The organism is Moorena bouillonii PNG (assembly GCF_001942495.1).
Taxonomy (GTDB): Bacteria; Cyanobacteriota; Cyanobacteriia; order Cyanobacteriales; family Coleofasciculaceae; genus Moorena; species Moorena bouillonii.
In genome coordinates this window covers 2,863,456-2,873,564 of record NZ_MKZS01000001.1, presented here as the reverse complement: position 1 = coordinate 2,873,564, position 10,109 = coordinate 2,863,456, and the positions used below count along the sequence as shown (strand labels likewise).

Genomic DNA, 10,109 nt, shown 5'->3' with positions numbered 1-10,109 from the left:
TCGGGAATCGGGAATCGGGAATCGGGAATCGGGAGTCGGGAATCGGGAATCGGGAATCGGGAAAAGAAGGCTCTAAAATAGCACAGGATTTTCGGTAGATGCAAAAAAAATCTAAACTTAATGTACTTTTAGCTACAAAAGACTTGGAAGCATCAGCCCTAACCTAACTACATCAACATATATATGTAGTTATGGTAATTTCATCAGTTACAGAGGCAACGGGAAAATGGGGTAACCTCGATTCCCAAAGAGGTAATCTGAGTGAATTAGATCTATGGTGTATGATTTGTGGTGACTTCCACATGACCGCTGACCACTGGAAATTTATGGCAGAAGATATGCCTAAAGATCCAGTGGATATGATCGAAGACCTCACAAAAATGGGAATTTATAAACCCGATACGTTTAAGATGGCAGATGCGGTTAATGCTGCTGATATTAGAAAGGCACTGCTACTAAAAGTCGCTGGTAAAGGGGACCCGAAGAGGGAGCAATTAGTTTTAGAGTTAGCTAAACAAGCTGGTGGTATCGAAAATGCTTTTGCCGCTGCCTTTGGTCCTAAAGCTGGAGAATTTTTCGGGGATGTAAGGCATTACAATAGTTTCAGCCGCCGCCGCTTCTTGAAAAATTTAGCAGTAGGTGCTGCATTAGTTACTCTAGCCAACTGTACCTCTAAACAGCAAACTCAGGATTTAAAGACAGGGGAGAATCAACCACCACCAAATGTAGACAGTCTGGAAAAAACAGACCTAAAAATTGGGTTTATCCCGATCACATGTGCCACTCCTATTATTATGTCTGAACCTTTAGGGTTCTACTCCAAGTATGGTTTTAATGCCAAAGTAGTAAAAATGCCTAGCTGGGGTGCGGTTAGGGATTCCGCGATCGCAGGAGAACTGGATGCTTATCATATGCTAGCCCCCATGCCTATTGCCATGACGTTGGGTTTAGGTTCCGCCACCTTTGGAGTTAAACTAGCCAGCATCGAGAACATTAACGGTCAAGCCATTACTGTAGCTAATAAATACAAAGGTAAAATTAATGGTCCCGCCGATTTCAAAGGCTTCACCATCGGTGTACCTTTTCCTTACTCCATGCACAACCTCTTAATGCGTTACTACCTGGCCACTGGCGGAGTTGATCCCGATAAAGATGTGAAAATTCGCCCTGTTCCTCCACCAGATAGTATTGCTCAGTTGGTGGCAGGGGACATTGATGCTTACTTGATGCCCGATCCCTTTAACCAAAGGGCTGTCTATGAAGAGGCTGGATTTATCCACAAACTTACCAAGGAGTTATGGGAAGGACACCCTTGTTGTGCCTTTGCCGCAAGTGATGCTTGGATTGAGGAAAACCCCAACACTTTCCGCTCCCTCAACAAAGCAATTATCGAAGCTGCAGGTTATGCCCGTAACCCAGCCAATCGTCCAGAAATTGCCAAAGCCATCTCCGAAAGAGCCTTTTTGAACCAGCCTGTGGAAGTGGTGGAAGCTGTACTAACAGGTAACTTTGACGATGGTCAAGGTAACACCAAAGCTGTACCAGACAGAATTGATTTTGATCCCTATCCTTGGCAGAGCTTTGCGAATTGGATTTCTTCTCAGTTAGTGCGTTGGGATTTGCAAGGAGATGGAAAAGTAAAATCAGCAATCACCTCGGAAAAGTATGATGAAGTGGGTAAAGAAATTTTTCTGACAGATTTAGCTAGGGAATTGGCTCAGGAAGTGGGACAAACTCCACCTACAGAAATTTACCGTACAGAAACCTTGGAATTTGACACCTTTGATCCAGCTAAACCCCAAGAGTATGTGGATGAACAAATTAAAAAATATGGTTTCTAAGAGGTTGTCTGAGAAGTCTCATTTGCTACATCCAAGCCCCCGTTGGTCCCCCAATTCTGGGGGACTTTTACAAGCAAAATGACTCTTCCCCCAAAGTTGGGGGGTTAGGGGGGCAAAAGTCAGTAGAAAAAAACTTTTCAGATATCCTCTAAAGGTAAGCATATGCGCGTAGCGCTTAAGCTTACGAAACCAAGCTCTTTGCAGATAAAAGCAATTACAACATGACATCAATACCCAAAAACGTAACTAACAAAAAACAACAACTCACAATCTTTGAAAATGAAAACTTCAGAGCTCTGTTGCTATTTATCGTTTCCCTAGGCATATTTTTACTGTTTTGGGAATTAGGCGCAAAGATGAAGATTTTTGCTAAGGGTATGCCCACTGCCTCCCTAACCATTAAGGAATTATGGTATTGGGTAACCCATCCATTTTATGACAATGGACCTAATGATTTGGGTATTGGTTGGAATTTGCTAATTAGCCTGCGGAGAGTAGCCATTGGCTACACGTTAGCGTCAATCATTGCTGTGCCTTTGGGAATATTGGTAGGTATTTCCAAAATTGCCTTTAAAGCCTTTAACCCCTACTTCCAGCTTCTTAAACCGGTTTCTCCCCTGGCTTGGTTACCTTTGGGGCTGTATATATTCCGGAACTCAGAGATGACAGGGATTTTCATTATTACCATTGCTAGTATTTGGCCAACCCTAACCAACACAGCGTTTGGTGTGGCCAATGTTAACCCAGATTACCTGGATGTTTCTAAAATTCTGGGCGCTTCTAAATGGCGCACGATTTTTAAGGTGATTATTCCCGCTGCCCTACCTAACATCATATCTGGTTTGAGAATTAGTATGGGGATTTCTTGGTTGGTGATTGTGGCAGCAGAAATGCTATTGGGTACGGGTTTAGGTTACTTCATTTGGAATGAGTGGAATAACCTTTACATACCCAATATTCTGGTGGCAATTTTTATTATTGGGATTGTGGGTATTGTCCTTGATCAAATATTTGCCTATTTTGAAAAAATGGTTTCTTTCGGTAAAAAATCCTCATAAACAATCATTATGAGTACTTCTTTTTCTTCCAAGGGCCGTAAGGTCATTATGGACAATGACAGTGACGCTCAAATTTCATTACGTCATATTTCAAAAACTTTCTTTGGTAAACAGGGTTGGTTTGATAAAATCACTGGCCAATCTTCTGCGGACTTTGTTGCTATCGAAGATATCAATTTAGATATTGAGCACAACATGTTTGTGTCGATTATTGGCCCGTCGGGTTGTGGTAAGTCCACCTTGCTGAATATTATCGCGGGTTTGAGTTCCGCCACTAGTGGCGAAGTGATTATCAATGGGCAACTTGTGACTCAACCAGGACCTGACCGGGGTATGGTTTTTCAAAACTATGCCCTTATGCCTTGGATGACTGTGGAAGGTAATATTAGGTTTGCGGTGGAAACTGTCTATCCTAAAATTTCTGCGAGGGAGCAAAAACGGGTTATTAAGGAAAATATCCAACTAGTGGGTTTAACCGGAGCAGAGAACAAACATCCTCACGAACTATCTGGGGGTATGCGACAACGAGTAGGTATTGCGAGAGCTTTAGCTATTAATCCCCAAATTTTGTTAATGGATGAACCGTTTGGTGCGTTAGATGCTCTGACTAGGGGCTTTTTACAGGATGAAATCGAGCGCATTTGGGAGCAGCAGCGTAAAACTGCCATTATGATTACCCATAGCATTGATGAAGCCCTGTTGTTATCCGACCGGATTGTCATGATGACCAAAGGCCCTGCGGCGCGCATTGATGAGGTGCTTGAAGTGCCTTTCCCCCGTCCACGCGATCGCACTACGGTTGAGCATCATCCTGCCTATATGGAACTGAAACAGGAAATGGAAAACCATCTATATCGGGAAACTAGAGCGGTAGAAGAAGCAAGAATTCACTAACTAAAAATCCTCCGTTAGTGTAAAGTAAGCATTCAGCCGTCAGCGGTCAGCCGTCAGCTAAATGCTCACGCTGCTTGAGGTGCTTTCCATAACTCAGATTAAACTAATGATTACCTGTTTTATTCAAAAGCTGTTAGTGTAGCTTGCTCATAGCCCATAAGCACCTCAAGTAGCCTGTCCATCGCCCATAAACTGATAGCTGATCGCTGAATGCTGAATGCTTACAGTGTAAAATACCAACGATCAAAAATCAGGAGACATCAATTATGGCAATTGCAGAAATTACAAAACAGTTGTTAGCCGCAAAAAAAGAAAAAGGACTTACCTTTGAAGATTTGGAAAAAGTTGTAGGTAGGGATGAAACTTGGGTGGCTTCTGTAATCTATCGTCAAGCTAGCGCAGATATGGAGGAAGCCACCAAACTAGTCACCGCTTTGGGTTTACCAGAATCCGTAGCTGAAGAATTAACTGTGCCACCTCTCAAGGGTTCCCTAGACCCTCAAATTCCTACCGATCCCCTAATTTACCGCTTTTACGAAATTATGCAAGTGTATGGTATGCCGATCAAAGCGGTGGTCCATGAGAAGTTTGGGGATGGGATTATGAGTGCTATTGATTTTTCCATAGAAGTAGAGAAAGTGGAAGACCCGAAAGGCGATCGCGTACAAATCATTATGTGTGGTAAATTTCTACCGTACAAAAAGTGGTAGCTTAGGATAATTGATTCTGTCGGGGTAAAAGGTAAGCTATCCAGGTGCATTTCAATGCATGGTGTTTGACCCGGTGGTGCGTTACGGGCCGGGCTCTCTCAACCGATGTCAAGAGAGGGAAAATCAAGGGGAGCCCGCCCCTAACGCACCCTACTGGCGTGGCACAGCTAATTTGGTGCATTAGATTCTAGGTCAACATCGACGTTCAAATACAGGATATAGGTGTTTAAGTTTGACTCGTGCATCATCGGAACGTAAATCGCCAAACGACCTTGGCGCTCTCTACTGTTGCGCTCTTGTTGCCATGCATCAAGTTCATTCTTTAGTTCCTCAACCGTGGCAATCCGACGGTCAAGACATTGCAGCAGACAGTACTGATAGCTCAGTTTCCGCGTTCATTTTGCCAACTACCATTGCGTGGCGTGTGAATCATCGACCGTCGCCGTGCCAAACTGTGGGCAAAAGAGGCGGGAAAAGTCTTGTAAAAAGAGGAGATGTTATGGATATTGAGGTTGTCGCACAGCAAGCGCACAATGTGATCATCAGGATAGTCAATATCGAGTAATTGCTTGACTTCCATAGCCGGGTCCTCGCTGGTGCGGTTGTCGCGACAACTGACACCCATGCCAACCTCGGCTGGGGTCAAAAAACATAAATAGGGCTTGGACTCCTTCACGGGTGTAGTGATAGTCTTCTTTGGCATTTACTCGATGCTGCATCGGAATCGGTTCGCTTAGGGTGACCATGTAACTCCTTGCTGGCTTCATCCATGCAGATTAAGGGGATTTCTGGATTTTCCTCGACAGGTATAGTGGTCATTAACTACTTCCATTTCGGCTACAAATCAAGGGCTATCTCGTTCTGGAATACAGAATCTCTGAGTAATCCTGTGACGCAATTTGTTTTTTTTAGGGTTCGTCTCACTGTTTCCCTAGAAATTTCCGTGACGATTGTGCGTCGCTTGAGTTCTGTAGTTAAGAGTCTATTACTCCAATTCCCTCTCCCTTGGGGTGGCTCACTGCAACAAAGGGCAATAATTTGAGCTTCTGTTTCTCCATCGACAATCGGCTCTACTGGTGGTAACCTTGCTGAGTTTTCTCTCCTTAGCTGGCACTACTCCTTTTTCTAAGAATTTTTTTCGCACTCGACCCACTGCAAAAGCGATGGAGATTGAGTGCTAATGCAATTTCGTTATCTGTCCATTTCCGCTAAGCTTGCCCCTCCTTCGTCTGACATCAACAGTATTTGAGCATGAAGTATTTTTTTGGCTGGGGCGTATCCATTGTTGCTTATGACTTCCAGCCTTTTTCTGTGTTCTCGACTTCATTATCACCTTGTCTCGTTTTCCTCTTCCCATACTTTCCGCCTCAGTTATCTTATTTCTATTGCACTATTTTAGCTGTGCCACGCCACTACGCTACTAATCTTAATGTGTAGTGCTATACCAGGGGATAAGTGTCAACTAAATCCAAAACCAAGAACACATTAAAACAGTTAGCTGTCCGGTAAAAGAAGCCCCACGTCCGAACTGAAAGTCGGCGTGGGATGAATTTTACACAGAGTCTTTCGGTATAGGGAAGCGAGCTATCAAGCTTCTAAGTAATTCCGAGCAAGTCATTCCTCTCCGGTCAGCTTCTTGCTTGAGTTGCTTTTTCTCAAAACTAGTCAATCTGATCATTAAGTTTTTATCTTTTATTACGCCTTGACATTTGTGGATACGTTTGCTATCCTAATAATAGGTCGAAAAACAGGATACGGCAACAATGAGATCAGCGTACCAGTATCGGTTAAGACTAACCAAGTCACAGGAAGCAGAAATAGAAAGATGGCTTGATATGCTGCGGCACCAATACAACTATCTATTGGCTGATAGATTCAACTGGTACGAACAAAATCGCTGTTCTATTAACGCTTGTCCTCTTGTTTGTTATCTACCAGATTTAAGGAATAATCCAGACTATTTTTCTCAAAAAAAGACTCTCCCCCAGTTGAAGAGGGACAGACCTTGGTACAGTGTAGTTCAATCCCAAGTCCTCCAAGACTGTGTCAAAAGAGTCGATCTAGCTTTTAAACGGTTTCTCAAAGGGGATAGCAATGGGAAAAAGAGCGGGAGACCTCGCTTTAAAAGTAAAAATAGATATAAGTCATTTACTTTTCCCTCTCTATCAAAAATCCCAATAAATGGCAACATTTTAACTCTCCCAAAATTTGGAAAAGTTAAAATGATTTACCATAGACCTATCCCAGAAGGTTTTAAGATTAAGACAGCCACTATCACTCGAAAGGCTGATGGCTATTATGTTACGCTGTCAATCCAAGATGATACTGTGCCAAATGTTATTCCAGTAGATAGCGTTAAAAACCCTATTGGAATAGACATGGGTCTCAAGTCTTTTCTGGTTAAGTCTGATGGCTCAGAGGTACCAATTCCTCAGTATTATCGAAAGGCTCACAAACGACTAAAGAAAATCCAGAAAGCTGTCAGCAGATCCAAGAATGGGAGTAATAACAGAAGGAAAGCTGTCACTAAATTAGGGAAGGCTCACAAAAAAGTAGCTGATACCAGGAAGGATTTTCACTTTAAAACCGCAAAAGGTTTACTAGATGTTCACGATCTGGTAGCTCATGAGAAACTCAATATCAAAAGTCTAGCCAAGACCAAAATGGCAAAATCAGTTTTAGATGCTGGGTGGGGTCAATTCCTCTCAATTCTATCAGTCAAAGCCGAGAATGCTGGACTGGTAACGAAAGCAGTGAATCCCCGAAATACTAGCCAGAACTGTTCTAACTGCGGCAAAAAAGTGCCGAAAAAACTAAAAGACCGCACTCATTCTTGTCCTCATTGTGGTTATGTAGCTGACAGAGATGTAAATGCGGCAATTAATGTATTAAATTTGGCGGTGGGGCATTCCGTCAGCAGTAAAGCTTACCGAGTAACCGAACCGTTGGGTGGTGTTGGTAAGAAGCCTACACTGAACCTGAAAAGGTCAGTGTAGGAGTATGTCACATAAACGGCAATTGTCTGAGTACATCACAGCCTTAGTCTGGTCAAACCAAGGTAATTATCTAGCTATTGTTACTGCTGCAGGAGAACTAGCTTTATGGCAACAGGGTAATCTGGAAATTTTGACAGCCAGCCATGACTATTCCCTAGACTGTGTGGGCTTTTCCCAAGATGGCCATTATCTAGCCACTGCTGGACAGGAAGGCAAGGTTAGTATCTGGCAATTGGGGGTCAATTCCCCCAAGTTTACGCCCATTACAACCCTGGATCAGGGCAACGCTTGGATTGACTCCCTAGCTTGGCATCCCCAAAAAAATCTATTAGCTTTTGCCGTCAATCGCCAGGTTCAGGTTTGGGATGTTAACCAAGGGCAAGTAATGGCAGAGTTAAACTTTGCAGACTCATCAGTTTTCAATATAGCTTGGCATCCCCAGGGTAAATTCCTTGCTGCTAGTGGCCATGGTAGTGTTAAAGTCTGGAACATTGAAAACTGGTCAGACCCACCAGAAACCCTTGAACTCCCTGGATCTAGTCTAGACTGTGCTTGGTCATCCCATGGTGACTATCTTGCTTCAGGCAATCTAGACCGCACTATTTCTTTACTTGACTGGGGTAATCGTTCCCACTGGTTAATCCAGGGATTTCCCGGCAAAGTCAGTAAAGTTGTTTGGTCCAATACTTCTGATCCAGTTTTAGCTGGGTCTTGTCAAGATGCGGTAATTGTGTGGCAGTTTAACAACGAAATCAACAACTGGCAAAATCTTGTGTTACAACATGATCAAGCTATACAAGCCATCACCTTTGCCCCCAATTCATCCCTACTAGTTTCCGCTAGTAATGATGGTGGTATTCAACTATGGTCAAGGGCTAAAAAGCTTACCAAAATACTTAGCGGAAAAATAAAATTTTCTTGTTTAGCTTGGAACCCTACTGGAGACTATTTAGCTGCCGGAGGGCAAAATGGTGAAGTAATAATTTGGCAAAATTCTATTTCCAGTTCCAGTCGGGGATTTGGTTAATAACAATGAACTTATTTCAAACCTCTAAGTCTAAAACTAATTCAGCTAAAATTAGGGAAATCAAAAACTGGGTTCAACAGCACTTGGCAATAGATCCGGAAATACCTATTTCTGTTAGTCAATTACAATGCCATGAACCAGATTGCCCTCCCTTAGAAACTGTCATTGCCATCATGACAACACCTCCACAACAATACAAGATTCATCAATCTATAGAAGAAATTCAGGAACTAGACATCCAAAAACTGGCGTTGCTAAATTGAAGTATGAATGCGCGATCGTTTGGTTTTGGTCAAGCCCCCTAAATCCCCCGAGCGAGGGATTGCTCGCTTGGGGGGCTAGGGCGTGTTTTCAAAGTTTTCCGCAAGATTTAGATCCCCCCCAGCCCCCCTTAATAAGGGGGGAGCCATACTCGCTCGTCCCCCTTTTTTTAAGGGGGATTTAGGGGGATCTCCAAGTTTGAAGACACGCCCTAGCCCCCCAATTCTGGGGGGAACAAGAATCCATTTGCTTCTAAAAGTCCCTTCCGGTGCGCTTTCCAATGGGCGAGTAAATCGCCCTTGGGTCGCACCGCAAAATTGGGGGATTTAGGGGGCTGCGTAGTGCTATATGCTGGTTTAGTTGAGTTATGGATTTAGGACTACAAGGCAAAATTGCTTTAGTGACGGCATCGAGTCGAGGCATGGGTAGAGCGATCGCAGAGGGCTTGGCCGCTGAAGGGTGTCAAGTGATTATTTGCGGTAGAGATAAGGATAACTTACTCAAAGCTGCCCAACAAATAGAAGCCAAGACTGGACAAGTCATTACACCTATCCCAGTGGAGCTTGAGCAACAAGATAGTATCTCCCAATTGCTAACGGGCATTACCAATCAATTTTCCACCATTGATATTGTCGTCAATAACGCAGGTGGGATGCCCTACAAGCGCCACTATGAACTAAACCAAGAAGATTGGCAGCAATCATTCGATCTCACCTTTATGAGTCAGGTGACTATAGCTGAAGCGTTGCTGCCTTTGATGAAAAAACAGTCTTGGGGTAGGATTATTTTTGTGACTTCAGTAGCCGCCAAACAGCCAGGGATGCTAATCGCCCATTCCCAACGAGCAAGTGTTGTCGCTTATGCTAAAACCCTTGCTAATGAATTGGGGCAGCATAACATTCTGGTTAATAGTATCTGCCCTTCTTTTGCAGTTACAGATAAGTTTTATGAAGTGGCTGATGAAGTGGCAAAAAGACAAGGTAGTTCTCGGGAACAAGTGATCCAGCAATGGATGAAAAGTGTTCCCCTCCGTCGCCCAGCAACTGCTGAAGAAGTGGCTAATTTAGCAGTATTTCTGGCTTCGGAAAAAGCAAGTTATATCACTGGAACCTGTATTCAAGTTGATGGGGGGTTTGTGAAAAGTTTGTTTTAGATTAGGGTAAGCATTCAGCGGTCAGCGGTCAGCGGTCAGCGGTCAGCGGTCGGATGTCAGCTCCCTGCTCCCTGCTCCCTGCTCCCTGCTCCCTGCTCCCTGCTCCCTGCTCCCTGCTCCCTGCTCCCTGCTCCCTGCTCCCTGCTCCCTGCTCCCTGCTCCCTGCTCC

At 43.9% G+C, this 10,109-nt stretch carries 9 protein-coding genes and 1 pseudogene; 8 read left to right on the top strand and 2 right to left on the bottom strand.

The window, feature by feature from the left end; all coding sequences use genetic code 11:
* Positions 1–191 precede the first annotated feature (191 nt).
* The 4 genes from BJP37_RS11775 (at position 192) to cynS (ending at position 4,503) form a co-directional block, all read left to right on the top strand.
* A complete protein-coding gene (locus tag BJP37_RS11775; RefSeq protein ID WP_075898967.1) occupies positions 192–1,841 on the top strand; it encodes an ABC transporter substrate-binding protein in 1,650 nt (549 codons plus the stop codon).
* 221 nt (positions 1,842–2,062) lie between these two features.
* On the top strand, positions 2,063–2,899 hold the full coding sequence (ntrB, locus tag BJP37_RS11770) for a nitrate ABC transporter permease (RefSeq protein WP_075898965.1): 837 nt from the start codon (positions 2,063–2,065) through the stop codon (positions 2,897–2,899).
* Positions 2,900–2,908: 9 nt separating this feature from the next.
* Positions 2,909–3,793: an ABC transporter ATP-binding protein gene (locus tag BJP37_RS11765; RefSeq protein ID WP_075898963.1), complete on the top strand. Its 885-nt coding sequence runs from the start codon at positions 2,909–2,911 to the stop codon at positions 3,791–3,793.
* Positions 3,794–4,059: 266 nt separating this feature from the next.
* Positions 4,060–4,503: a cyanase gene (cynS, locus tag BJP37_RS11760; protein ID WP_070391212.1), complete on the top strand. Its 444-nt coding sequence runs from the start codon at positions 4,060–4,062 to the stop codon at positions 4,501–4,503.
* Positions 4,504–4,670: 167 nt separating this feature from the next.
* Here the strand turns inward: cynS and BJP37_RS34345 are convergent.
* A pseudogene (locus BJP37_RS34345) lies at positions 4,671–5,860 on the bottom strand (IS630 family transposase).
* Positions 5,861–6,055: 195 nt separating this feature from the next.
* On the bottom strand, positions 6,056–6,199 hold the full coding sequence (locus BJP37_RS44950; protein WP_075898961.1) for a plasmid mobilization protein: 144 nt from the start codon (positions 6,197–6,199) through the stop codon (positions 6,056–6,058).
* 67 nt (positions 6,200–6,266) lie between these two features.
* Here BJP37_RS44950 and BJP37_RS11740 point away from each other — a divergent pair, with 67 nt between their 5' ends.
* The 4 genes from BJP37_RS11740 (at position 6,267) to BJP37_RS11725 (ending at position 9,940) form a co-directional block, all read left to right on the top strand.
* Positions 6,267–7,499: an RNA-guided endonuclease InsQ/TnpB family protein gene (locus tag BJP37_RS11740; protein WP_075898959.1), complete on the top strand. Its 1,233-nt coding sequence runs from the start codon at positions 6,267–6,269 to the stop codon at positions 7,497–7,499.
* A gap of 4 nt (positions 7,500–7,503) precedes the next feature.
* Complete coding sequence (locus tag BJP37_RS11735) at positions 7,504–8,526, top strand: WD40 repeat domain-containing protein (RefSeq protein WP_075898957.1); 1,023 nt, start codon at positions 7,504–7,506, stop codon at positions 8,524–8,526.
* A 5-nt stretch (positions 8,527–8,531) separates the two neighbouring features.
* A complete protein-coding gene (locus BJP37_RS11730; RefSeq protein WP_075898955.1) occupies positions 8,532–8,789 on the top strand; it encodes a hypothetical protein in 258 nt (85 codons plus the stop codon).
* 365 nt (positions 8,790–9,154) lie between these two features.
* Entirely contained in the window at positions 9,155–9,940 is a 786-nt protein-coding gene (locus BJP37_RS11725; protein ID WP_075898953.1) for an SDR family oxidoreductase, read from the top strand.
* Positions 9,941–10,109 lie beyond the last annotated feature (169 nt).